This window comes from Paenibacillus etheri, assembly GCF_001012825.1.
In the GTDB taxonomy this organism is placed as follows: domain Bacteria; phylum Bacillota; class Bacilli; order Paenibacillales; family Paenibacillaceae; genus Paenibacillus_AQ; species Paenibacillus_AQ etheri.
The window spans coordinates 475654-499818 of the sequence record NZ_LCZJ02000026.1 but is presented as its reverse complement, the minus strand read 5'-3'; the positions used below and the strand labels follow the sequence as shown (position 1 = coordinate 499818).

Genomic DNA, 24165 nt, shown 5'->3' with positions numbered 1-24165 from the left:
GGAGAGGACAACAATGATGAATCGAAGTGGAGTACCGGAACCGCATGTTGTGGCATATGCGCCTAAGTATTATTTATGCAGACGAGCGACGGAGTCGCTTGTCTTAAATGGGAAGCTAGATAAACCATTCTGGGATCAAGCCACATGGACGGATGATTTCGTTGATATTGAAGGGGACCAACGTCCGCTACCCGCGAAGCAGACACGTGTGAAGCTGCTATGGGATGAAGAGTATTTTTACTTTGGTGCAGAGCTGATGGAAGATCAGATCTGGGGAACGCTGACAGAGCGTGATTCCGTTATTTTTTATGATAATGATTTCGAGATTTTCATCGATCCAACAGGAGATTCACATCAATATTACGAGTTTGAGATTAACGCCCTCAATACCGTCTGGGATTTGCTCCTAGTGAAGCCTTACCGGGACGGCGGTCCGCCTGTGAATGGGTGGGATATTCAAGGTCTGAAAACGGCTGTTCATATCGAGGGTGAATTAAACAACCCGCAAGCTGATAATCGGAAATGGACAATTGAAGTTGCCATGCCATGGAGTAGCTTAAAAGAATGTGCTGCGAATGGACGACCACCGCATGCTGGTGAATTTTGGCGTGTTAATTTTTCGCGTGTTGAATGGTGGACTGAGGTTGTGGACGGTCAGTACCGCAAGGTTATGAACCCGGATACCGGGAAGCCTTATCCGGAAGATAACTGGGTATGGTCACCGCAGGGCCTCATCAATATGCACTATCCAGAGCTATGGGGCTATGTGATGTTCGTAGATGTTGAAGGCCCGCAGTCATTCAACATGCCTGCGGATGAGCTGGTGAAATGGCAGCTCCGCAAGCTGTACTATCGTGAACGTAATTATTTCGAAGCGCATGGTCATTATGCAACAACGTTCGAGCTGCTTCGAGGTGAAGATGATTGGAGCATTGAGCCTCACATCGAGACAACGAGTAAATCATTCCATATCTCAGCCTTAACAACCGATGGAACCGCTCGACTGTATATTCGCGAAGACGGCTTACTGTGGAAGGAGTAATTATTCATGACCATGTCGACCCCTACCTCTGTATTCTCATTATCGCAGGAAACTTTAGCGTTCATTGAGCAGAAGTTTCTGGCGAAGCAGCAGCTAGCTAAATCACGTGAGCAGCAGCTATTCCATGTATTCGAGTACGAGCTAACGGCAGAAGAGTCTTGGGCCTTAAAGCTTCTCTTCGCCTATATGCCAGCCAATGACTTGGCGGATTATAATGGGGAGCTTTTCCTCAATCATATAAGAACGATGCTGCAGATTCGCCGCGAGATGCCATGGCATGTGCCGGATCATCTATTTTTACATTTCGTGCTTCCATACCGTGTTAATACCGAAAACATTGAAGAACACCGCCATATTCTTCATGAACAATTAGCAGAGAGAACTAGCAAGTTGTCCATGACGGAAGCCATTCTTGAGACGAATTACTGGTGTCATGAGATGGCAACGTACATTGGGAGTGATTTGCGAACGATTTCACCATTAACGATGATTCGAAATGCTCGCGGTCGTTGCGGTGAAGAATCCACACTAGCTGTGGCAGCACTTCGCAGTATAGGTATACCCGCTCGTCAAGTGTATACGCCACGTTGGGCTCATTGTGATGATAACCATGCATGGGTGGAGGCATGGGCAGACGGTGAGTGGTATTTTATTGGGGCTTGTGAGCCGGAAGCCCGTCATAATCAAGGGTGGTTTGGACCTCCAGCACGCAGAGCCATGTTAATTAACACGCGTATTTTCGCAAATTATCAAGGTCCAGAAGATATTACGCTTGCAGATGAGTGGTTCACTGAAATTAATATATTGGAAAATTACGCATCCACGCGGACAATTACGGTTTATGTGAAGGATGCATTCGGACTGCCTGTACAGGCTGCAGAAGTACAGTTCCAATTATATAATATGGCGGAATTTTTCCCGATGGCTATCATTCCTACCAATGTACAAGGAGAAGCATCTTTCAAAACAGGTCTCGGTGACCTCATGATTCGTGCTTCAAAGGGTGGTAATTGGGGGGAAGTGAGAGTTTCAGTGACAACCTCTGACTGTATTGAGCTTGTATTGAATCATCAAAATCAGCCAGCTGCGGGAACGATGGCCGATTTTGATATGGTTCCACCTCCAGCGTGTGAAGGTGAGATGATAGAGGAACTGTCTGAAATTCGTATCCAGCGACACAATGAACGATTGGAGGAAGGGATCGCGGTTCGTGCGAAATATGAAGCGACTTTTGTGACAGAAGAAGCAGCGGGGAAGCTCGGGGCAACACTGGGTCTCCCGGCAGATCGTGTATGGACAGTACTTCAGAAGGCACGTGGTAACAGTGCAGAGATAGCCACATTTCTGGAAGCAGCCACATCCGTTTATGGAGAGTGGGCTTTACGGTTATTGGAATGTAGTAATGACAAGGATTTAATTGACACATTCATTCCAACACTTACAGATCATGTGGCTGGTGCGCTTGCTGTACGTGGTGAGCTCACAGAGGAAGTGTTCGTTCCCTACATTCTGCGTCCTCGTGTTCATTTCGAGATGATTACACCGTATCGTACATTTTTCCGACAAGCGTTCACTTCGGAAGAGGTTACATTGTTCCGTCAGGACCCAACGAAGCTGGTTCGATTCATAGATGAAGGGTGGGATATTTGGACGGACCTTCCGAATTTGAAAGGAAAGGGGACGGCAGTTGGGACCTTTGAACTGCGTGTAGGTGATCGCAGTTCCATTGATATCATGTTCGTGTCCATTTGTCGTAGTTTAGGAATCCCAGCGCGATTGCATCCCATTGAATCCAAGCCACAATTTATGGTGGATAACATTTTCGTGGATGCCAAATTTACGAAAGACGTTGTTGGGGGTGGGAAAGAATTAGTGAACGGCACCCTTATTCTTATTCGTGATCAGGGTGCAGGGACAGACCAACCAACTGCATCATATTATGAAAATTTCACGATAGCACGTCTGGAGAACGGTTTTTATAAAACCTTATGTTTCCCGCATGGTGCAAATGACCTACATGATACTCCACTTGAGGTTGAGCAGGGAGCATATCGTCTGACGACAGGTGTACGATTAAAGGATGGCACCGTGCTTGTAAAGTTCACTTATTTCCATATTGCAGAAGGAGAAGAGAAGAAGCTGGTCATGAAGTATCGTCAATCTACATTGGAAATTCCAGTGTACGGCAAGATGGAAAGACTTGAGCAGCTGACCTCATGGACAGGAGTGGAGCAGACTTTCACAGATCTTCTTGGCAGACAAGGCGCCTACGTTGCTTGGCTTGAGCCCGAACGGGAGCCTTCGAAGCATTTGCTTCGTGAACTGTCTGAGTTGAAGCATGAATTCGATGCCTTAGGTGCTCCCATCATTCTCGTGGTGGGTGACAAGCAATGGACAGCCTCGTTTCATCCCGAGGACTATCCGGATCTTCCGGCAAATACAGTGTTTGTTCGTGATTCAACGTATAATCTATTACCTGAAATCTTTGCATCGTCTCAAGCGAGTGAAGCGGGCTTCCCGTATCTTATCATTGTGGACCGTGAAGATCAGATTCGGTACATGTCATCAGGATATAAGATTGCAGCGAGCAAGGAAGCGATTCAAATCTTAACGAGGGTGTGAAAGGATGGATCAACAAATGATTGTAGCAGGCTACGTGAGTGATTCCAAACTATCTGAGTTAACGCGTGACCACTTGATGAAGCTAACGCATCTCAACATTGCATTTGGTTATGTGAAAGCTGATCAGATTACAACAGCACATTTGCAATGTACGAACCAGCTACAAGAGATGAAAGCGATGTATCCGAATCTTACGCTGATGCTCTCCGTTGGCGGATGGGGGAATGGGGGCTTCTCTGAGGCCGCTTCTACCGAAGAAGGACGTCAGAAATTCGCAGCCTCGGCTGTGCAAGCGGTAACAGATTTCCCGTTCGATGGTATCGATTTGGATTGGGAATATCCTTGTTACAGTGAAGCCGATATTGAAGCGTCGCCGGATGATAAATGCAATTTCACACTGCTATTAAAGACAATTCGAGAGGCACTAGATATGAAAGGTACAGCGGATGGCAGACATTACTTGCTTACGATTGCAGCAGGTGCTGATCAGTATTACATTGATGGCACCGAGATGGATCAAGCTCAGCAATATTTGGATTTTATACAGCTGATGACCTACGATATGCGTGGCGGGTTCCAGATTCTAACGGGACATCATACGAATTTATTTCATTCGACGGGAGATTTGTATCGTATCAGTACAGAGGCATCGGTGAATATATTCATTCAGGCAGGCGTTCCCCGAGAGAAAATTGTCATTGGCGTGGCGTTCTATTCCCGAATGTGGAAGCAGGTGCCGAATAAGAATCATGGATTTCTACAAATGGCCGGCACAACAGGTGGCTATGGCCCAGAATATACAGAGCTGTTTGCTAATTACATCAATCAGAATGGCTACACACGGCATTGGGACGATGAGGCCAAAGCACCGTTTTTATTTAATGGAGACACGTTTATTTCCTACGATGACGTGGATTCGATCACACATAAATGTGAGTATGTCAAACGTGAAAAACTTGCGGGTGCCATGTTCTGGGAATATAGCTGTGATAAGACACACACGTTGCTTGATGCACTGTATGCAGGCTTATATGAGAGCGTGAAGTGATGCTACCTGTTCAATTAGTTAAGAAACATGATACTTCAGTCAACAAACGTTAGATTCAGGATAATTTCCCTTTTAATGCGCTTTATTATGATTTAAAGTAGGGGTGCAAGTAGGGTTAGACATCCTGAAAACGTTGTTGCAGATCACAATTGTATACATGGAAGGAGTTTATGAAATGAGCAAAATTATTGGTGAAGCACTATCAAATATTCCTTGGCAGGATAAGCCGAGTGGTTATAACGCTCCAGTGTGGCGATATACCCATAATCCAATTATTCAGCGAGATGCACAGTTAAACTCGAACAGTATTTTTAATTCCGCGGTTGTTCCTTTTGAAGAGGGATATGCAGGGGTATTCCGTTGTGACTCCAGATCTGTAAGTATGGACATATTCGCTGGCTTCAGTCAGGACGGGCTTCAATGGGAGATTAATGAGAATCCGATCCAATTCGAAGGCGACGAATATGTAACAAAGCGGGAGTATCGTTATGATCCACGTGTCTGTAGAATAGATGATCGTTTCTATATTTCTTGGTGTAATGGATACCATGGTCCAACAATTGGTCTCGCGTATACGTATGATTTCAAAACCTTTCACCAATTAGAAAACGCTTTCCTTCCATACAATCGGAATGGTGTATTATTTCCGCGCAAAATAAATGGCAAATATGCGATGTTAAGCCGCCCAAGTGATACGGGGCATACACCATTTGGAGATATCTTTTTTAGTGAGAGTCCTGACCTGACGTACTGGGGTAAGCATCGTTACGTGATGGGTACGATCAATTCGGACGCTTCTGCATGGCAATCGAAGAAAATTGGTCCTGGGCCGATTCCAATTGAAACAGATCGCGGATGGTTGTTGATCTATCATGGTGTAATAAATACATGTAACGGGTTCGTATATCGGATGGGTGTTGCTTTACTAGATTTGCATGAGCCATGGAAGGTGTTAGCACGTTCACGGAATTATATTCTTGGACCAGAGACATTGTATGAGTGTGTAGGAGATGTGCCGAATGTCACCTTCCCTTGCGCAGCACTTTCCGATGGCGATACAGGTCGAATTGCAATTTACTATGGCTGTGCTGATACCGTAACAGGGGTTGCGTTCACAACTGTGGATGAGTTGTTAGACTATATGGATAAGTATCCGCTAGAGAATTAGTAGAGAAAGCGAAGTGTCATGGCTAGTTAGAATAACTATAGGGAGAGATCGAGATGTCCGTTAAACGACCTTGGAAAATATACGCAATCCATCATTCTCATACAGATATCGGGTATACAGAGCGTCAGGAGAAAATTCAGCAGTATCATGTCAATTTCATTCGCCAGGTCCTGCATATTTTACGTGAAAGCAAATCGGGACGTCGCCCGGAATGGCAAGGCTTTAAGTGGGTCTGTGAAACATTCTGGCCGATAGAGACCTTCCTGAAGCAAGCTACAGAGCAAGAGAAGATAGAGTTCGCTGAAGGTGTGAGACAGGGAGATATTGGCTTGTCGGGGACTTATCTAAATATGACAGAATTGATTGGTAAAGAGCTGTTCCAATCCATGATTGCGCGTGTAAGCGATTACGGGCAGTCCATTCAAATTCCTGTAACATCGGCGATGACAGCAGACATTAACGGTTTCAGCTGGGGGTATGGTCAGGTATTGCTGGATGCTGGTATCCAGAATCTGTCCACCTGTATTCATACGCATCACGGAATGTTCCCTTGCTGGAAGAAGCAGCAGCCGTTCTGGTGGGAGATGCCTTCAGGGGACCGCCTGTTGACGTGGAGCGGAGAGCATTATGTGTTCGGGAATGATCTGGGGCTTGTACCAGGCATGGGTGGTAAATATACGATTAAAGATGAATTTGATATGAGCCAGGGCGCTGATTTTGAAATTGCTGAACATCGGATCGAGCGTTATATCGATCGTCTGGTACAGGACGGTTATGCATTCGATTTCTTTCCGGCGATGTTCTCAGGCTTGCCTACGGATAATAATCCGCCAAATGCGGCGGCCATAGAGTTTATCCAGCAATGGAACGAGAAACATGGGGAGCGTATTGTGATTCAAATGGCTACGCTAGATGACTTCTTTGCAGAGGTCCGTGACCATGCAGTACAGCACCCGGAAGATATTCCTGTCTATCGCGGAGATTGGCCAGATTGGTGGACGGATGGGGTTGGGTCGACACCAAAGCATGTGCAAGTATTCCGTGAGGCACAGCGAGTGTATCAAAAGGTAAGAAGACTGGATCCTAATTATGACATCATATCCCCGGAAGCTATTAAAGAAATGGAATATCAATTAACGATGTTCGCTGAGCACACATGGGGCTATCATTCTTCGATTTCAGAGCCTTGGAACCCGTTTGTTCAAGAGTTAGGGCTGCGTAAGGAAGCATTCGCTGCAAATGCGAGCACCGCTGCACATCGTGCGTTGTACGAAATCCTTGAAGCCAAGGGAGATGCACTGCTTGCACCGGGTCGGCCGATGAAGTTCAAAATTTGCAATCCCTACAGCTATGTTCAGGAGGATCATGCTCATCTTATTCTTGAGGGTTGGTATTACGAGCAGATTAAAGAAGGGTTTGAGGTGCGTGATTTCAATACAGGTGAGGTGCTCCCATCTCAACTGCGTCTTGCGCATCGCGGGGTTATTGTAACAATTCCGGTCATGCTGGAGCCCCAGGAAGAAAAAGTGCTTCATATCGTAGCGGTTAAGCCAACAATCAAAACCGCATATATGAACGATTATGTGGCTTCGGATCGTGTATTGGATTTGGATGTTACCCATGAAGTAAAGGACTTCCATGTGACATCCACATATGCTGAAACACCATTTGTACGCATTGAATGGAAGAAGGGTGAAGGAATCACCTCTTGGAAGGATAAACAGACTGGGCAGGAGCTGCTGCGTGCGGACCGGAATCATCATGCATTCACTCCGGTGTATGATGTTACGCCAGCCACAAAGGTGGTCGAGATGACAGAGGTTCGTCGTCTTATGGGCCGTAATCGGAAAGGTCCGGATGCGATTGTATCTACAGGTAAGTTGACAAGTGCAGAAATTGTTGGACAGGGAAAGCTTTATAGCATGATTCAATTGACCTATGAAGTCTCTGGTTGCGAGCATTATTCCTTGTTCTTAACCGTTTATGCAGATCGTCCTCGTGTGGACGTTGCGGTACGTATGCATAAGGAGAGTGTGTGGAAGCCTGAGAATTTGTATATTTCACTTCCGTTTGGCGGCGCATTGACAACTACAGCGCAGGATCTGTGGGTTGATAAGATGGATGCCCTAACTCGACTGCGTAAGGATCAATTGCCAGGTAGCTTGGCTGATTATACGGCTGTTGGTGAAGGTGCTGCGTATATTTCGAAGGAGCAGGGTGTTGTGATTGCGATGCCAGACACTCCGTTGATTCAACTAGGCTCCTTGGAGCATAAATATCGTCTCCTTAATGGCGATGCAAGACTGGAACAGGACCCTGCACACTTGTACGCTTGGGTGATGAATAACTATTGGGAAACCAACTTTGCAGCTACGCTTGGCGGCTTCTATGAATTCCGTTATTACATTACATGGGGCGAGAAGTTTAACAGCCCTGAAGCATCGTTTAACATGTGTCGGGGAATGAATGCAGGAATCCTGGCGTGGAGACAGTTCTAGTTCATGTGAACGGGAGGAATTGAAGCTATGAGATATAAGGATTCATCCTTGCCGATTCATGAGCGTGCTATGGATTTATTGGCTCAAATGACGTTGGAGGAGAAGATTGGGCAGCTCCTCCAGCCCTTTGGCTGGAAGGCGTACGAGAAATCAGAAGGCAAGATTCAACTCACAGAAGTATTTAAGGAAGCAGTCGCCAAAGGTGGCGTGGGTTCTTTGTATGGTGTGCTGCGTGCAGATCCTTGGACAGAGGTAACGCTGGAAACCGGTTTGTCTCCTATGGAAGGCGCAGAAGTAACGAATTTGATCCAGCAATATGCGATTGAGCATACACGTCTGGGTATTCCGATTCTGTTGGGCGAGGAATGCTCCCATGGTCATATGGCGATTGGCAACACCGTATTTCCCGTACCGCTTGCCATCGGAAGTACATGGAATGTGGAATTATTCCGGCAGATCTGCCAAACAGTGGCTGTAGAGACTCGCGCTCAAGGAGGGGCAGCAACCTACTCCCCAGTATTAGATATTGTACGTGATCCGCGCTGGGGGCGAACAGAAGAATGCTTTGGGGAAGATCCATTTTTAAATAGTGAAATGGCAGTAGCTGCAGTGAGGGGCTTACAAGGCGATTCATTAAATACAGATCATACGATCCTGGCTACATTAAAGCATTTCGTCGCGTATGGCAGCTCGGATGGTGGTCGTAATGCTGACACCGTGCGGATGGGAAAACGCGAGTTAATGGAGAAGGATTTGCTACCCTTCCAGAAGGCAATTGAAGCTGGGGCTAAATCTGTTATGACAGCTTACAATGAGATTGATGGTGTTCCGTGTACTTCGAGTAAGGAGTTATTAACAGAGTTGCTTCGTGAGCAATGGGGCTTTGACGGCTTCGTCATTACGGATTGTGGTGCGATCAGCCAGCTAAAATACGGTCACCAGATTTGTGAGACAGAAGAAGAGGCGGCGACTCTTGCACTTAAAGCTGGTGTGGATATGGAGATGTCTGGCGAAACATTTGGCAGATATCTAATGAACGCATTACAGCTGCAGTTGATTGACATTTCCGATATTGATCTCGCAGTCGAACGGATTCTGCGTGCAAAGTTTGAATTGGGATTGTTTGAACGTCCCTTTGTTGATCCGGCTACAGCCCAGCGTGTCGTTGGACAACAGTTGCATTTAGAGATGACGCGACAAGCTGCACGAGAAGGCATCATTCTTTTGAAGAATCATGATGAGGCTCTGCCGCTTTCTCCGTCACTTGGTAAGATTGCTGTTATTGGGCCGAATGCTAACAATATTTATAATCAATTGGGTGACTATACTTCACCACAGGAGCGTCATCACATCGTTACCGTTTTGGATGGAGTTCGTGCTAAATGTGCAGGACTCAGCGAAGTGCTGTATGCCCCGGGCTGCCGCGTGAAAGATCCATCGAAAACAGGCTTTGAGATGGCAATGGAAGTGGCGTCAGCAGCGGATACCATTATTGCAGTTGTTGGGGGATCTAGTGCACGTGATTTCGGTGAAGGTACGATCGATTTGAAGACAGGCGCCGCCGTCATTACGGAAGAATTTAGTCTTAGTGATATGGATTGTGGGGAAGGCTTCGATCGTGCAGAGCTGAACTTATGCGGTGTACAGCTAGAGCTGCTGCAGGAGCTGCACAGCTTGAACAAAAAACTGATTGTTGTTTATATTAACGGTCGCCCCATTGTCGAGCCTTGGGTAGATGAGCATGCGGATGCTATTCTGGAGGCATGGTACCCGGGACAGCAGGGCGGGCATGCGATTGCTGATATTTTGTTCGGTGACTATAATCCATCCGGCCGGCTTACACTATCCATTCCGAAGCATCCAGGGCAATTACCGATTTATTACAATAAGAAACGCTCCAGAGGTCACCGTTATCTCGAGGTGGACTTTCATCCACAATATGTGTTTGGTTATGGCCTAAGCTATACAAGCTATCAATACGAGCATATTCACTTGGATCAGACACAAATAGAGTTGGATGATTCTTGTACTGTATCCGTGGAGGTAACGAATATTGGCGATGTAGCTGGACATGAGGTTGTTCAACTATATATAAAAGATTACACTAGCACAATCACACGCCCGGAACGCGAATTAAAAGGATTTCAGAAGATTTATATTGAGCCTGGCGAGATGCGTATCGTTCAATTTCATATTACTTCGCGGGAGCTGCAGTTTGTCGGTTCTGATTTGCAGTGGATGGTTGAGCCCGGCAAATTTGAGATCATGATTGGATCGAACGTAGGCAATACCATTTCAACAAGCTTAGAGGTTGTTCCTCGTAACTTGAGATCGTAATCACGGGAGGGTTACCAAATTATGAAAGAGCATCGTTTACCTACTATTGAAATTAATAAGTTCCCTCTGCCTCAGGCGGTTCAGCAAGTCATGAAGGACGCTAGTGAACGTCTGGCTCATCGTCCGAAGCTGCGTCAATTATTCCAGAATTGTTTTCCAAATACATTAGAAACAACTACTAAGCTGCTAGATGATGGAACAACGTTTGTGTTAACTGGCGATATTCCGGCGATGTGGCTGCGTGACTCTGTTGAGCAGGTTATTCATTATGTTCCTTTTGCCAAGGAAGATGCTGAGCTTCAGCGGGTTTTTGAAGGCTTAATACGCCGTCATATGTTTTATATTCAAATTGATCCCTATGCGAATGCCTTTAACGAGTCTGCAAATGATTGGCATTGGAATGCAACGGATGAGACAGACAGCTCACCTTGGGTATGGGAGCGTAAATTTGAGCTGGATTCCATGTGCTTCTCATTCCGCTTGGCCTATCTATATTGGAAAGAAACCGGGCGCACCGGGATCTTTGATGAAGCATTCCGAACCTCACTACTAAAGATGTTGAACGTATGGCAGATTGAGCAGGAGCACAAGGAGCAGTCAACCTACCGCTTTCAACGTCACAACGGCATCATGATAGATACATTACGTAAGAACGGTTTGGGGATGCCGGTAAATAATGTTGGACTGATCTGGTCAGGCTTCCGCCCCAGCGATGATGCGTGTGACTTTCACTTCAATATTCCATCGAATATGTTCGCCGCTGTAACACTTCGACAATTGCAGGAAATTGCTCAATATGTATATAGAGATTCAAATCTCGTAGCCCGAATGACGGCAATGGAAGAAGAAATCCGGCATGCAATTGAGCTTTATGGAATCATTGACCATTCCAAATACGGCAAAATGTACGCATTCGAAACGGATGGTTTCGGTAACCATTTATTGATGGACGATGCAGGTACCCCTAGCTTAATGTCAGCACCCTATCTAGGTTACTGTGCGCCAGACGACCCGATATATTTGAATACCCGTAAATTTGCTTTAAGTGAGGATAATCCCTATTTCTTCAAAGGCGAGAAGCTGAGCGGCATTGGCAGCCCGCATACTAGCGCAGGATTCGTATGGCATCTAGCATATACGATGCAAGGCTTAACAGCAGTTGATCCGCAAGAGATGCTCGAGATGATTGAAATCTGTGAGTCTACAGATGCAGGTACTGGGTTTATGCATGAGGGTTTTGATGTCCATGATCCAACCAACTTTACGCGTGAATGGTTCGCTTGGTCGAACAGCCAGTTCGCACAGCTTGTGTGGAAGGCACTGGAATCAGGCTTATTGCCTTAAGAATTAGCCAAGAGCGGGGTAGAACTCATACAGCTGTATAGGAGTGACAACTATGTTCGAAAAGAGACCTATAAACCCGATTCGGTTCATTCAACAGATGAAGCCAGATACAGTTACACCTTATGCAAAAGACGGAGTGCAGCGAGGTTTTGAGGCAATATTGTCCCCGCTACTTCAACAAGCAGCGATGAATTCCACTAGTGTTATTCACGTTGCTATTGACGGAACGCACGGTGCCGATTATCAGCACGTCCTAGCTAGGATCATAGATGTATTGGAGCAAGAGGGTCATAAGACACTTCTCATCGGAACCAATAGCTTCATGAAGACAAGTGAAGAGCTTCGTACGTTCTTTGAAGCGAATATTACAGATAATCGTGCATTTGGTTATTTTTCGGATGCTAAGATTGGAGATTATTTCATTCCAGAAGCACAAGACAAAATAGACAGTTTCAAAAACCAGATTCAATTACCTGTCCACCAAACAACCTTCATCATCACCTTCGGGCCAGGGGCTTATTGGCTTGGAAAAGGCAACTATGACCTCACCTACTTCCTGGATGTTTCTCGTGAATATCAGCAAATGGAGCATAAAGCACATTTATTGAATTTCGGCTTCAGTTGGAACCGAGATGTGGTGGAGAAGTATAAAATCTGTCTATTCGTGGAATGGCCTGTGCTAGAAACTTACCGTAAAGAAGTATTGAATTCGATCCACTATTACGTTGATATGAATGAGCCCGAGTGTCCCAAGCTAACGACGGTCTTCACCCTTCGCCAGATGATTGCAGATATCGCTAAGTCCCCCATGCGTGTAAAACCGTTCTTCGCGCCAGGGATATGGGGCGGTCAATATTTGAAGAAATTCGCGGAGCTTCCGAAGGAGTGGGCCAACTGCGCATGGAGCTTTGAGCCGATCGCACCAGAAAACTCCATTCTGGTGAAATACAATGACGAATTAATCGAGATCCCCTTCCTCATGGTCATGCATTATGAGCATCCGGCAATTCTCGGGAATCGTATTGTCGGGCTGTTTGGCGATTATTTTCCGATTCGCTTCGACTACCTTGATACCATCGACGGAGATAGCTTGTCGTGCCAGGTCCATCCGAAGCAGGAGTATATTCGTGAGACATTTAATGAATTTATGGCACAGCAAGAATCTTACTATATCATGGAGAATTTAGAGAATACATCTGTGTTCTTGGGGCTGACCGAACATTGTACGAAGGAGGAATTCTTTAATGCGGTACACCATGCACAAGAAACTGGTGAACCCATTCAAATCACGGACTTCGTTAATCAATATGAAGCGAATAAGGGAGATTTATTCCTAATTCCTACAGGGACCGTTCATGCCTCTGGAAAGAATAACCTGGTACTCGAAATATCCTCTACGACATGGTGGTTTACGTTCAAAATCTACGATTTCCTTCGTAAAGGGATGGATGGCAAGCCTCGTCCGATTAATATTGATCATGCCTTTGACAATATTGATTTCGATAAAAGAACGGCATGGGTAGAGGGAAATTTGATTCCTACGCCAAGCTTGCTGCAAAAGCAGGGCATTAACGAGGAGTATGTTCTTGGACAGCGTGAAGATCTACTGTTCTATGTTCATCGTGTGCACTTACATGATACATGGGAGGACCATACAAATAACGAAATGGTAATGTATAACTTGGTTGAGGGAGAAAAGGTTCGTATAGTATCCTGTGCAGACGAATCTATATATGTGGAGTTACAATACGCGGAATCATATATCCTTCCAGCCGTGTTCAGTGCATACAAAATTATAAATATCGGAAACAAGCCATGTAAGCTTGTGAAAGCTGGCGTATCCAAGGCATGGGATGTGAGTCTCCTTTGAAGCCTAAAGTCGTGATCGCTTTAGACGTGGGAGGAACCTTTATTAAATCTGGTTTAGTCGTGGATGGGGAATTGCTACAGGCTAGCTGCAAGCAGCATCCTGCCCTTGCTGATCAAGACGTCGATGTGATTATAGAGCAGTTTATTTCTATATTCGAAGATCAATATCAGTTCTATACCGTTACACTAGGGAAATCGGCAGACTGTACTTGGAATATCGGTCTCGCTTTTCCTGGGCCCTTTGATTACCGGCAAGGTATCTGTTATATTCAGGGGCTTAGTAAATATGAGGCGTTGTATGGTGAGAATATACGAGAAGTATTATATACCCGGTTCAATACCTTACAACATACGGAATGGGCCAAGCACCTGCTGCAGGCAAATATTCGCTTTGAGAATGATGCCAAGTTGTTTGCCTTAGGCGTAAGCAGGTTATTTCCAAATGAACGATATATTTCGTTAACTATAGGGACAGGGTTAGGCTCCGCATTTATTGATCGTGCATCGATCCTGAACGAAGGACCAGGTGTTCCCAAGGACGGTTGGCTTTTTGATAAACCTTTCCTAGAGAGCTCCGTAGATGATGCCTTCTCGCGTCGCGGAATTCTTCGCCTGGCAGAGCAGATGGGAGTTCTAGAAAAAGGGATGGACGTGAAGGAACTCGCAGAACAAGCAAGAAATGGGAATAACTTGTGCTGCAAGGTATTTGAAGAATTCGGTACACAATTGGCTGGGATGCTAAATTCCTATGTTATAGACTATCAGCCAAGCCGCATCGTTATTGGCGGTCAAATTGCTAAAAGCATCGATTTATTTGGTCCCGCCCTCCAGAAAGGATTGGCTGAATCATCTATTGTTATCTTTACTTCAGAAAATGTATTCGAACATACGCTTATCGGAATATCGAGATTATTTGACGATTCCTTCGGATTCAATTGATAATACAAAGATAACCAGTTACCGATCGATGTCGGTGACTGGTTATTTTTATGCTCCATCTTCGGCCAGAAATCGAGCATTTCATCAGGGATTATAAATGAACTTGTCAGTTCATTTATAGTTCATATTCCAGTGATAGGATACACAGTATAATAATAAGCGTTGGAAGGTCGTGCAACATGACAAAAGTAAAACAAACAGTAGATTATCCATTGTATAATGGACAGCCGTATTTCATGCCCATTGGCAAATGGGTAGTGATTCTGGCAAGTATCGTTTTAGGTGTATTACCAATGCTCGTAGATATTCCCTTCATGTCTCTCGATGTGCAGAGCAAGATCGGTCCGTTTCTATTCACGTTGTTACCATTAATCGGATTAGTGTGGGCAACCAAAGGAAAGTTAGGGATTCTCTTCAAAAAGCCTAAAGTAAGTCATGTATTATACGGGATTTTATTCTTTATTATTAATCTCATCGTAACGATGGCGGTAGGAATGCTGCTTAAATCGCTGGGAGCTCCTTTAACAGATAATGCGGTACTTGGTCACGGGAATACCCTTTCAATAGGTGAGAAGCTTTGGACAATGTTCGTATCAGGATTTCAATTGATCGGCGAAGAATTGTTTACGATCTTGCCATTCTTGGCGATTATGCAGCTTTGTTTCATGGGCATGAAAATGTCACGCAAAGCGTCCGTGCTCATTGCATTAATCGTAACAGCAATCATATTTGGTGCATTGCACCTACCAACGTATCATTTTAATTTTACTCAGGCCATTCTGGGAATCGGAATCGCTCGAGTGGTTCTAACGCTTGCTTACATGAAAACAAAGAACATTTGGACTTCCATCATTGCACATATTTTAAATGACTGGGCGATATTTGGGATGGGCATGTTAGGTAGCGCAACAGTAGCACCGTTCCTGATGCATTTCTTGCATTAAGAGCCGGAGGGATTTCCGTAGAGTCACAAAGAGGTTAAGCATTTAGTGCGATAGATGTTGAGAAGGTTTCTGAGGTACAGGAGCACAGCTGATTGGATATCCAATCGGCTTTTTTTGCTATCTAGTTTAAATTTCTATCAATCTCTCTATCATTCGATATCCCTCTCAAGGGATACCCAGCATCCATAATTATTGGTATACTTTAACAAATGATTCTACCTATGGAGTGTTTAAGGAGGTTATGATCGATGAGATCGAGCGGAATTCTTCTTCTTTTTATAACACTTATAATAACGGGTTGCTTTAATCAGCCATCAAATAGAGAAGAGCAGTTCACTACAACCATTAATGAACAAGAAGATGTGATAAACAGCCATGGAATGATTGTTAAGAATCTTGAGAAGCTGGATGCTTTTATCCACAGCAAAACAGGTACACAGCGTGTGGTTCATTACACGATTGAAGGCGATCCGATCTTTAATGACTTGAAGTACACTGACCAAGGGATTGAAATGCGGAATGATAATTCAGAAGATAAATTTGGTAGTCCCCAAGTAACCAAATACACTTGTAAGAACCTTGTTAGAAATGAAACGGATAAGCTTCTGTCGTTTACGTTGACGGGCTGTGAGGGCGAGCAAGCAAAGATCGAGCTGCTTCAGATCCCTTTTGATGTAACGAAACAAGATAAGTTTGAGTTTGTTTTAAAATATGGCGTGAACTTAAAGAATGAGATCAACACTATTGATATGAAGCTAGTAAAAGATCTCCAGAATGGGGAAGTTGCCAGCGTTAACGATTTTGGGCTTACTGAACAGGAACGTGGACAAATCTATAAAGAAATGGTTCTGGCAAATTACTTAGATGAAAAAGAATTATCTACCGAGTGTAATCGAAAACCTGCTGTAAGTTATGATTTAACGGTTCAGATCAATAATGGAGAGCGTCATTATCAGTGGACGGAATGTCAGAATACTGAGGATGCCGGTCAGATGACTGAACTAGCTCAAGCGATCATTAAGATCGTGCAAGCCGGAAGTATTTATAAGCAACTGCCCGAGGTTAAGGGGCATTACGAATAATCCAGCATTCATCTTTATTCTCAGATCATTGGAGGCAGCATTCATGCACCGTATATTATTAATTGAAGATGACGAAGCGATTAGTGAAATGGTTAGGTCCTATTTAGTAAAAGAGGGCTATGAAGTGGAAACAGCGTTTGATGGTGAAGTAGCGGAGAGGACATTCCGTACTAGTAATCCATTTGATCTTGTCTTATTAGATCTTATGCTGCCCAAGCGCAGCGGTACTGACATTCTCCAGACGATCCGTGCGACAAGTCTAGTTCCTGTGTTGATCATGTCAGCCAAGGACAGCGATGTGGATAAAGCGCTAGGACTTGGTTTTGGGGCGGATGATTATATTACCAAGCCATTTTCAATGATCGAATTAGCTGCTAGAGTGAAGGCTGCGATTCGACGAGCGGGTTATGCTACTCCCCCAATCCAAGCGGAAGCTCCGATTCCTATAACGCAAAGGATTTCCATTGGTGGTCTGACTGTGGATTTGGATAATTTCTCTGCGCTAAAGAATGGGGAAGAAGTGAAGTTAACGTCTAAGGAATTTCATATTCTTAAGCTGTTTGTTACGCATCCTGGCAGAGTCTTCACCAAAGCACAGATTTATACCAGCGTGTGGGCAGATGATTATTTCGGGGATGAGAACGTTATTAATGTACATATGAGAAGATTACGCGAAAAAATAGAAGATGATCCCTCCCATCCAGCGTACATCAAGACGTTATGGGGGATCGGGTATAAGCTGGGAGAGCAGCTATAATGAGTATGGCGCTTAGTGTGGTCATTGTACTCCTGCTCGTCGTCATTGGATGGCAATATCAGCATTCGCGTAAAGCTTCTAGGGACCTAAAATATATTCATGACAAGTTAAGTAGCATCATGGCCGAAGGTTCACACGAAAGACTGCTGTTATTTAGTAGTAATCTAGAGCTGCAAAGTGTGTTAATTGATCTAAATCGGCTGCTCGACGTTAACCATAAAGGAAGCATTGGGCGCGTGAAGCTGGAGAAGTCCATGCGTAATATGCTGTCGAACATTTCACACGATCTTAAGACTCCGCTAACGGTAGTGCTCGGTTATATTGAAACGATTCAGCAGGATGAGCATATGCCAGCCGAGGAACGGGAACGGATGATGAATACGATTCACCAAAAAGCGAATGAAGTGATCCATCTGATGAACAAGTTCTTTGACTTGGCCAAGTTGGAATCGGGGGATCGAGAAATCAATCTTACACGTGTTGAGGCAGGCGAAGTATGCAGACGCAATATTCTTTCTTTCTATGATATCCTTAGCGCCAAGGGTAGTGAGGTGGAAATAGAGATCCCTGATGAGTCACTTTTTTTCATGGGGAACGAAGAGGCGCTTGACCGGATCTTGTCCAATTTGTTATCGAATGCGATTGCTTACGGGGATGCCGGAGGCGTATTAGGCTTGAAACTTTATAGTGATAAGAACAAAGTATACATAGATGTTTGGGACCGGGGAAAAGGCATTAGTGAAGCTCACCAGGATAAAGTATTTGAACGGCTTTATACATTGGAGGATTCGAGAAACCGATCGTATCAAGGCAGCGGTCTGGGTCTGACCATCACCAAAAGATTAACGGAGCAGATGAATGGAACGATTACACTGGTTAGTCAACCGTTTGTGAGAACGGTATTTACCCTTTCTTTTCGCAGATTAAGCTTCTAAGGAGTGAAATTGTGTACAGCTTAAGATTTTCGTAAGAATTGAGTAATAAAAAAGAAAATTCTGCTGTGTACAATAAGAACTAAGGAAGACGAGACGAAAACAAAGAGGAGCGCGGAAATGACTACTATACTCCGGACAAGAAATTTAACGAAAACCTATCAAGGCAAAGAAGCCGTTAGCAATGTGAATATGAATATTAAACAAGGTGAAATTTACGGGTTTCTTGGACCTAATGGTGCAGGCAAAACTACGGTCATGAAAATGATCACGAACCTCGTTAAACCGACGAGTGGGGAAATTGATTTTTTTAATGAAAAAATGACAGACCATTCTTATGAAATGCTGAAGCGGATGGGCTGCATCATTGAATATCCAGTGTTTTATGATAAACTGACAGCCAAAGAAAATCTAATTTTGCACGGAGAGTACATGGGCTATTATGATCCACAAGCAATTGGCGAAGCGTTGGAGCTAGTAAAGCTTACGGGGATCGATAAAAAGCCAGTGAAGCAATTTTCGCTTGGGATGAAGCAACGTCTTGGTATTGCCAGAGCCTTTATGACGAAACCGGAGCTACTCATTCTGGATGAGCCAATTAATGGACTAGATCCTGTGGGAATCAAAGAGATGCGTGAAGTGTTCCGGATGCTTAGCCGTGAATATGGAATGACGTTACTTGTATCTAGTCATATTCTGGGGGAAATCGAGCAGATTGCTGATACCATCGGTGTGATCCGGCAGGGTGCTCTGGTAGAAGAAGTAGCCATGGAGTCCATTCGCGGCCAAAATACAGAATATATCGAAGTGGTTACAAATGAGATTAGCAAAGCGGTGTACGTGTTGGAGCATAAGCTTGGCCTCAATAATTTCAAAGTTCTGGATCATATTACAGTAAGAATATATGACGGTGGAATCTCACAACGTGATCTGAATAAGGCGTTAGTGCTAGCAGATGTGGAAATTGAAAGCATCAGCAAGAAACAACATACGCTGGAAGATTATTTTTTACAATTGATTGGGGGTGAGGGCGTTGCTTAAATTAATATCTTTGGAGATTCGGAAGAATAAGCTTAAAACTCTTCTCACTGGTGCTGCAATCGTCAATCTTGCTATTCTTGCTTTTATGATAATGGTTATATTCGTTGATCAAAATGAGAGTGAACCATCGTTCGCTTCTTATGCAGATATGTTTGAGGGTGTGTTCGTTTTTGTTAAGGCTGCTTATATTATTTTCGCTTCCGTTATTATTAGCAAGCTGGTGATTGATGAGTATAAGAACAACACGATTACTCTTCTCTTTATGTATCCTATTTCACGTAAAAAGCTAATGACTGCGAAAATATTGATAGTGTTCGCCTTCACATTTATTGCCATCATCGTGTCAGACATAGTGGTTGGCGCTATCCTAATAGGATTCAATTCTTTTGTAGAGCTTATTCCGGGTGAGTTAAGCCTTCCTATGATCACTTCAGAGCTGATCAAGTTAGGCGCAAACGCATTTTACGCAGCGGGTATCGCTCTGATTCCTTTGTACTTTGGAATGAAGAAAAAATCAGTACCGGCCACCATCGTCTCTGCTGTCCTGGTTACTTCCTTAATTTCTGGTGGATTTGATCAAGCACGCTTAGGTAATTTAGCAGCGGTGTCGATCTCGCTGGGCTTGATAGGAGCAGGTATTGCCTATATGGCGATTCGGAATATTAACCATAAAGATATAGCCTAAGATATTTACAGAAATCCCTCTTAAGAATCTCAGTGCGATGTTCAATACATCGTGGCTGGATTCTAAAGGGGGATTTGGTGTTTATGTGCGACCGATTAAAGTATATTTGCTATAATGGTCAAAATAAAATATTTTAAAATTTGAGATGATTTCCGCTAATTTTAGGGTAATGATAATGGATGAGAGAGCCTGAGGTGAAATGAATTGTGGATAAAGACTGGACGTCCATTCTAACACGATTGCTTTCGGAAGAGAGCGCTTATAAATCGTTATATGACCATCATCCTAATTTGATATTTGTTTTGGATCGGCAAGGTCGCTGCGTAGGAACGAATCGTACGTTCTATCTAGAATCCAGTGTAGAAACATCGTTCCAAGATATAGGTCTGACAGCACTTAAAAGTATATACCTTGTTGATGTAGCTGATTTTGAGGCTGCTCTACAAGGAAATCCCTCTAGCTTTGAGTTGCAAGATATGAACAATCCCAAAGCAAATGCCGTGAGGGGGAACTTTATTCCTATAACGATAGATGAGGGAATTGTTGGGGTATTCGCGATCATACAAGTGGATAACGGCAACTATCATAATTATTCGGAAGGGTTACATTGGTGGCTACACGCATTGGCGGATACTTTTAATGCTAAATTATCTGGGAAGGCAGAACGGGAGTCAAACTTCAAACCTACTTTTACTGCTGAAGTCGAGGATAAGCGAGCGAACCTTATTCTGAACTCCGTCTCAGCTGGAATATTCGTACTAGATAATATGGGGCGAACTCTATTTATTAACCGTGAGGGAGCCGATATGCTAGGCTACCAGCCTACAGAATTGGTGGGTCTGAAGCTTATGGAGTATATCCATGAAGTTCAAGGTGATGGTTCACGTTATTCAACCCCTGATTGTCAGATCAGTCTTACGATTGCAGATGGAATTATCCGCAGGAAAGACGATGAGATCTTCTGGCGTAAGGATGGAACCAGCTTCTTTGTAAATTATCGGGTGTCGCCTCTTATGGATGGGGGGATGATTGCAGGTGCAGTTATTGCTTTTAGTGATATCACGAATGCGAAAGAAATCATTCGCGCTAAGGAATCTGCAGAGCAGGCGGCACAAGCCAAATCTGATTTCTTAGCGATGATGAGTCATGAAATTCGGACACCGATGAATGGAATGATTGGGATGTCAGACCTTTTACTTGAAACGGACCTTGGAGAAGAACAGCGAGATTATGTCGAGATTTTACGAAGTAGTAGTTACACGCTATTACAAATCTTGAACGACATCCTTGATTTCAGCAAGATGGAAGCGGGTAAAATGCCACTGCAATTCGAATCATTTGATCTCCGGGAGATGATATCAGACATCATTGATTTATTTACGCCTAAAGCCGAAGAGAAGAAGCTGGCTTTGCGGTGGTGGGTGGATACGAGTGTTCCAACAACGTTACTGGCTGATCCGATCCGTTTGCGACAGATTATTGTCAATCTGGTAGGTAATGCTCTGAAATTCACAGAACATGGAAGCGTCACAGTATCGATTAAGAACATTCCACTTTCGGATTCAAAAGAATACTTATTGGAATTCTCTGTACGCGATACAGGTGTTGGGATTGCCGATAATAAACTCAATTTATTATTTCAATCCTTCTCACAGCTGCACCCGACATTTAACCGTAAATATGGCGGTACAGGATTGGGACTGGCTATTTGTAAGCAACTTGTTGAGCTGATGGGTGGGACAATCTTTGTAGAGACCGAAGAGAATACAGGTTCAACGTTCCGGTTTATGCTACCCTTCATAAAAGAAGAGGCTGAGTTAAATTCAACTTCAAATCAGGAGGGATAAACACACAAATCTCCGGTCCATTGACTTACGAAGCAATGGCCGGAGATTTGTGTGAGATTATTAATCTTGAAGCATATACATGAGACCTACAGTATGCGGGCCACAATGGCTACCAATAACACAACCTGCATTGAGGATAGCTATCTCATTCACTTGAGTTTTCTCTCGTAGCGCTGTCTCTAGATAGCGAGCATCTTCTTCCGCTAAGGTATGAACAACGATGAGCAGTTCTTTATCCATCCGATTGACGTTAACTAAGGCGTTCTGGAGCATTTGTTCCACGGCTTTTTCTTTTTTTCCACGAATTTTACTAGTAGGTACGATGCTGCCGTCTACAAGTCTAAGAACAGGACGAATTTTGAGCAGACTACCGATGAAATTCTGCATACCTGAACAGCGTCCACCCATGTATAAGTAATCAAGCGTATCTACAACGAATTCTGTTTCTACAAGATCGCGGCTGTGCTTCAGCATAGCTGCAATCTCAATAGCACTGTGACCTTTTTCAGCGGCTCTGACAGCTTTCATAACGAGAAGAGCAATGCCTCCACATAAGGTCTGTGAATCAATAACCTGTACACGACCCTCAGGGAATTCCCCAGCAGCCAAAAGTGCATTCTGATATGTAGAGGATAGTGACGAGGAGAGACTGATATATACAATATCATCTCCACTGCTAATTACCGGATGAAAAGCGGCGATAAAGTCAGCTGGTGAAGGCGCGGCAGTCTTTGGCAATACTCCGCTTGCGGCTACACGGCGATACACTTCTTCTGGTGTGATATCCTCACCATCTTTGTAGGTTCCCTCTTCAAACACTACGTAAAGGGGAACGATGCCGATATTATAAGTATCCTTCCAGCCTTGAGGCAAATCGGAAGTGCTGTCTGAAAATATTTTTACAGTAGACATGAATTTCTCCTTCACCGATAATCGGACGACAATAGTCATTATTGAATCACATAATCTATTTATTATACCAAGACTGAGCCGATTCTCAAAATGAAATAGTAGAAATTTTGAAAGAAAAAAAGACTATCCGGGATTCCGAATAGTCATAGTAAGTATTAATTTTTTTTCATAACCGGTATCCAGATCTCGCAGCGATAATCCTCTGCATCAGGTCTTCCCGGAAGGTACAACTCAAACTCAGGTCCCCCAGTATGCTCGTAGCCTGTTGCAGGGAACCATTCTTGAAAGATCCGTGCCCAGGCTTGCTGAATAGCATTCGGCATCGGCCCTACTGAGGTGAATACAGCCCAACTCGCAGCTGGTATCGTCGTAGAAGCAAAGCCCTGAGCATCCGTCTCTGAAGAGGCTTCGACAGCGATCCAATAGGAGAAGGTTTCTTTTTCATGATTGAAATCTTTACAAATACCAAGGATATCCTTATCAACACCGATCTCAATCAGTTTATCCGAAGTACCATTTTCGTTAGCTTCAATCCACAGCTGGGGGATGCGGCGTAAATTCTCCCCATCTTTTGTAGTCATTTCCTCTACTAGTCCGATAACATTAAAGGCATCTCTTGTCTCAATTCTGTAGTCCATTTCTTTATCTCCCTTCAGTGATAGATGGAAGGAGAGTCTAGGGAAAGCTTTGAGCTGAACCCCTGACTCCCGCGCGGCAGAAGGAGTAATTCCATGTGCCTTGCGGAATGCTTTGGCAAACGACTCGGGAGAGTCATATCCGTATTTTAATGCGACATCTAGCACCTTAACTTTAGAAATAGCGAGTTCCTGTGCCGCCAGAGTTAGTCTCCGTTTACGGATATAGTCTTTGACTGATACTCCGGTAAGCATGTAGAACATACGCTGGAAGTGGAAAGGGGAGGAATAAGCCACCTTTGCTATATCTTCTATATTAAAGGTTTCCTCCATCTTACTCTCTATATAATCTAAAGCTTCTTTCATGCGGATAAGCCATTCCAAGTCTGCCATCTCCCTTTGAGTTCATACTATCATGCTACCATTTGCAAAGCCTGTTATTCCTTGCTCTTAAATGACAGGT

General features: G+C 44.2%; 18 protein-coding genes. 16 read left to right on the top strand and 2 right to left on the bottom strand.

Annotated elements, in window-relative coordinates:
• The first annotated feature begins 16 nt into the window (after positions 1-16).
• From UQ64_RS17290 to UQ64_RS17215, 16 genes are all read left to right on the top strand, one after another.
• Positions 17-1042: a carbohydrate-binding family 9-like protein gene (locus tag UQ64_RS17290; RefSeq protein ID WP_060624803.1), complete on the top strand. Its 1026-nt coding sequence runs from the start codon at positions 17-19 to the stop codon at positions 1040-1042.
• A 6-nt stretch (positions 1043-1048) separates the two neighbouring features.
• Positions 1049-3664: a transglutaminase domain-containing protein gene (locus tag UQ64_RS17285; RefSeq protein ID WP_342447591.1), complete on the top strand. Its 2616-nt coding sequence runs from the start codon at positions 1049-1051 to the stop codon at positions 3662-3664.
• 4 nt (positions 3665-3668) lie between these two features.
• Positions 3669-4712 (top strand): glycoside hydrolase family 18 protein, encoded by a 1044-nt coding sequence (locus UQ64_RS17280; protein WP_060624699.1) that lies wholly within the window; start codon positions 3669-3671, stop codon positions 4710-4712.
• Positions 4713-4887: 175 nt separating this feature from the next.
• Positions 4888-5880, top strand: coding sequence for a glycoside hydrolase family 130 protein (locus UQ64_RS17275; protein ID WP_060624698.1), 993 nt, complete (start codon positions 4888-4890; stop codon positions 5878-5880).
• A 53-nt stretch (positions 5881-5933) separates the two neighbouring features.
• Positions 5934-8378 carry a glycoside hydrolase family 38 N-terminal domain-containing protein gene (locus UQ64_RS17270; RefSeq protein ID WP_060624697.1) on the top strand — a complete coding sequence of 815 codons (2445 nt, stop codon included), beginning with the start codon at positions 5934-5936 and terminating at the stop codon, positions 8376-8378.
• Between the two features lie 27 nt (positions 8379-8405).
• A complete protein-coding gene (locus tag UQ64_RS17265) occupies positions 8406-10715 on the top strand; it encodes a glycoside hydrolase family 3 N-terminal domain-containing protein (protein ID WP_060624695.1) in 2310 nt (769 codons plus the stop codon).
• A 21-nt stretch (positions 10716-10736) separates the two neighbouring features.
• A complete protein-coding gene (locus tag UQ64_RS17260) occupies positions 10737-12059 on the top strand; it encodes a glycoside hydrolase family 125 protein (protein ID WP_060624694.1) in 1323 nt (440 codons plus the stop codon).
• 52 nt (positions 12060-12111) lie between these two features.
• Positions 12112-13929, top strand: a complete 1818-nt coding sequence (locus UQ64_RS17255; RefSeq protein ID WP_060624693.1) for a class I mannose-6-phosphate isomerase — start codon at positions 12112-12114, stop codon at positions 13927-13929.
• Positions 13926-14867, top strand: a complete 942-nt coding sequence (locus tag UQ64_RS17250; protein ID WP_060624692.1) for an ROK family protein — start codon at positions 13926-13928, stop codon at positions 14865-14867. Before UQ64_RS17255 ends, UQ64_RS17250 begins: the two co-directional genes overlap by 4 nt.
• Before the next feature lie 179 nt (positions 14868-15046).
• Positions 15047-15811, top strand: a complete 765-nt coding sequence (locus tag UQ64_RS17245) for a CPBP family intramembrane glutamic endopeptidase (protein WP_060624691.1) — start codon at positions 15047-15049, stop codon at positions 15809-15811.
• Positions 15812-16059: 248 nt separating this feature from the next.
• On the top strand, positions 16060-16893 hold the full coding sequence (locus UQ64_RS17240) for a DUF4362 domain-containing protein (RefSeq protein ID WP_060624689.1): 834 nt from the start codon (positions 16060-16062) through the stop codon (positions 16891-16893).
• A 43-nt stretch (positions 16894-16936) separates the two neighbouring features.
• Complete coding sequence (locus UQ64_RS17235) at positions 16937-17650, top strand: response regulator transcription factor (RefSeq protein WP_060624686.1); 714 nt, start codon at positions 16937-16939, stop codon at positions 17648-17650.
• Positions 17650-18585, top strand: coding sequence for a sensor histidine kinase (locus UQ64_RS17230; RefSeq protein WP_060624685.1), 936 nt, complete (start codon positions 17650-17652; stop codon positions 18583-18585). Before UQ64_RS17235 ends, UQ64_RS17230 begins: the two co-directional genes overlap by 1 nt.
• A gap of 117 nt (positions 18586-18702) precedes the next feature.
• Entirely contained in the window at positions 18703-19623 is a 921-nt protein-coding gene (locus tag UQ64_RS17225; protein ID WP_060624679.1) for an ABC transporter ATP-binding protein, read from the top strand.
• Positions 19616-20308, top strand: coding sequence for an ABC transporter permease (locus tag UQ64_RS17220; RefSeq protein ID WP_060624676.1), 693 nt, complete (start codon positions 19616-19618; stop codon positions 20306-20308). Before UQ64_RS17225 ends, UQ64_RS17220 begins: the two co-directional genes overlap by 8 nt.
• 206 nt (positions 20309-20514) lie before the next feature.
• On the top strand, positions 20515-22155 hold the full coding sequence (locus UQ64_RS17215; protein ID WP_060624674.1) for a PAS domain-containing sensor histidine kinase: 1641 nt from the start codon (positions 20515-20517) through the stop codon (positions 22153-22155).
• A gap of 60 nt (positions 22156-22215) precedes the next feature.
• Here the strand turns inward: UQ64_RS17215 and UQ64_RS17210 are convergent, their stop codons facing one another.
• Positions 22216-23067, bottom strand: a complete 852-nt coding sequence (locus UQ64_RS17210; protein WP_060624672.1) for a DegV family protein — start codon at positions 23065-23067, stop codon at positions 22216-22218.
• Between the two features lie 155 nt (positions 23068-23222).
• Positions 23223-24086, bottom strand: coding sequence for an AraC family transcriptional regulator (locus tag UQ64_RS17205; RefSeq protein ID WP_209445820.1), 864 nt, complete (start codon positions 24084-24086; stop codon positions 23223-23225).
• Between the last annotated feature and the right edge of the window lie 79 nt (positions 24087-24165).

Bases quoted from the DNA above. Each gene is read 5' to 3' on its own strand.
- UQ64_RS17265 (WP_060624695.1), top strand. From the start codon at position 8,406: ATGAGATATAAGGATTCATCCTTGCCGATTCATGAGCGTGCTATGGAT.
- UQ64_RS17245 (WP_060624691.1), top strand. From the start codon at position 15,047: ATGACAAAAGTAAAACAAACAGTAGATTATCCATTGTATAATGGACAG.
- UQ64_RS17235 (WP_060624686.1), top strand. From the start codon at position 16,937: ATGCACCGTATATTATTAATTGAAGATGACGAAGCGATTAGTGAAATG.
- UQ64_RS17290 (WP_060624803.1), top strand. From the start codon at position 17: ATGAATCGAAGTGGAGTACCGGAACCGCATGTTGTGGCATATGCGCCT.
- UQ64_RS17260 (WP_060624694.1), top strand. From the start codon at position 10,737: ATGAAAGAGCATCGTTTACCTACTATTGAAATTAATAAGTTCCCTCTG.
- UQ64_RS17210 (WP_060624672.1), bottom strand. From the start codon at position 23,067: ATGTCTACTGTAAAAATATTTTCAGACAGCACTTCCGATTTGCCTCAA.
- UQ64_RS17230 (WP_060624685.1), top strand. From the start codon at position 17,650: ATGAGTATGGCGCTTAGTGTGGTCATTGTACTCCTGCTCGTCGTCATT.
- UQ64_RS17280 (WP_060624699.1), top strand. From the start codon at position 3,669: ATGGATCAACAAATGATTGTAGCAGGCTACGTGAGTGATTCCAAACTA.
- UQ64_RS17270 (WP_060624697.1), top strand. From the start codon at position 5,934: ATGTCCGTTAAACGACCTTGGAAAATATACGCAATCCATCATTCTCAT.
- UQ64_RS17255 (WP_060624693.1), top strand. From the start codon at position 12,112: ATGTTCGAAAAGAGACCTATAAACCCGATTCGGTTCATTCAACAGATG.
- UQ64_RS17285 (WP_342447591.1), top strand. From the start codon at position 1,049: ATGACCATGTCGACCCCTACCTCTGTATTCTCATTATCGCAGGAAACT.
- UQ64_RS17240 (WP_060624689.1), top strand. From the start codon at position 16,060: ATGAGATCGAGCGGAATTCTTCTTCTTTTTATAACACTTATAATAACG.
- UQ64_RS17225 (WP_060624679.1), top strand. From the start codon at position 18,703: ATGACTACTATACTCCGGACAAGAAATTTAACGAAAACCTATCAAGGC.
- UQ64_RS17275 (WP_060624698.1), top strand. From the start codon at position 4,888: ATGAGCAAAATTATTGGTGAAGCACTATCAAATATTCCTTGGCAGGAT.